The sequence below is a fragment of the Kitasatospora sp. NPDC093558 genome (genome assembly GCF_040683475.1).
Lineage (GTDB): Bacteria > Actinomycetota > Actinomycetes > Streptomycetales > Streptomycetaceae > Kitasatospora.
Genome location: NZ_JBFBDY010001093.1, coordinates 1 through 1,575 on the forward strand (window position 1 = coordinate 1; position 1,575 = coordinate 1,575).

Here is a 1,575-nt window from a genome sequence, read left to right on the forward strand (position 1 = left end):
CAGGAGCCGGTCGACCCGGTCGGCCAGCAGGCCGGCCCGTTCGGCGTAGGCCTGGCGGTCCTGCGGCGTCGAACCGGCCCTGACGAGTGGGTAGTTGGCCGCGAGCCAGCTTTGGAGGGGCTTGCCCGGCACGTACTCGACGGCGAGGAACTCGTGCTCCCAGACGGTGACGTGCTCGTACAGCTCCGGGATGCCGGGCACGCCGGCGAGGCGTTCCATGGCGCGGCGCTCGCGGGCGAGGCGGACGGTGGCCGTCTCGCCGCGGCCGTCGAGTCCGGCGTTCGGGCGGGCCTCCTTGAGGACGACCCGGCGCCCGGTACGGTCCTTCGCGAGGTAGACACCGCCGGCGTTGGAGAAGTGCAGCGCCCGCTCGACCCGGTAGGGGAACGCGGAGCCGTCGTCGCGGGCGGCCATCGCCTCGGTGATGAAGCCGGGCGGAGTTACCCACTCGGGGACTTCGAAGACGGGGCGGCGCCGGTCGGGCACCAGGGTGCCGTCGGGGCGGGCGATGGCGAGGACGGGGGTGCCGTCCGGTCCTGGGCAGTAGCGGGAGGCGAAGCCGCCGTAGCGCACGTGCAGCGGGCCGTCGCCCCAGCGCAGGTCGGTGAGGATGTAGGGGCCCGCCTCCCCGTCGAGGAGCTTGCCGAGCTCCAGCAGGGTGGTGTGTAACTGTTCCTCGTCGGACGGGTAGATGGTGACGAGCTTGCCGCTCGCGGAGCGGGGGGCGTACTTGAGGCTGTGGGTGGTCAGTACCTTGCGGCTGCGCAGGAACTTGTACGGCAGGCGGTGCTCGGTGCAGTAGCCGCGGGCGGTCTCGACGACGTGCTCGGCGTTGGCCGGCAGCGCGGAGATGTGAATCTTCCAGCCCTGGTCGGGCAGCCGGTGGTCCTCGGGGGTGTGGACGACCCACACGTCCTGGTCCCTGCGCCGCCAGCCCGGGGCGGCGGGTGCGGCGGTGGCGGCGAAGTCGCTGTCGTCGGCGCTGTGCTGACCGGCGAGGTCGTAGAAGACGGGGTCGGCCTGGCAGTACGCCTCGGCGGGCGGACGGCTGATCATGCGTTGTCCTCCCGGGGTGCCTTGTCGTCCCGGATTGCCTTGCCGACTCGGGTCGCGTTGTCCCCCCGGGTCGCCTTGTCGCCCCAGGTGCGTACGACGAGGACCGCGTTGTGGCCGCCGAATCCGAAGGAGTTGCTCATGACCACCCGGGCGTCGATCTCGCGGGCGCGGTGCGGCACGTAGTCCAGCTCCCCGTCCTCGGGGTCGTCGCAGTTGAGGGTGGGCGGCACGATGCCGGTACGCAGGGTCTGTACGGCGGCGATCAGCTCCGCCGCCCCGGCGGCGCCGATCATGTGACCGGTCATCGACTTGAGGGAGCTGATCGGCACCGCGGGCGCGCGCTCGCCGAGGACGGCCCGTATCGCGGCGCTCTCGATCCGGTCGTTGAGCTCGGTGCCGGTGCCGTGGGCCGAGATGTGGTCCACGGCGTCCGCGCCGAGCCCGGCGTCGGCGAGGGCGTCGGTCATCGCGCGGGTGGCGGAGAGGCCCTCGGGGTGGGGGTGGGTGGCGTGGTAGGTG

At 72.7% G+C, this 1,575-nt stretch carries 2 pseudogenes; both read right to left on the reverse strand.

Annotated features, from left to right (window positions below):
* A pseudogene (locus AB0O00_RS38780) lies at positions 1 to 1,056 on the reverse strand (hypothetical protein); the annotation flags it as partial.
* A pseudogene (locus tag AB0O00_RS38785) lies at positions 1,053 to 1,575 on the reverse strand (beta-ketoacyl-[acyl-carrier-protein] synthase II); the annotation flags it as partial. The pseudogenes AB0O00_RS38785 and AB0O00_RS38780, both read right to left, overlap by 4 nt.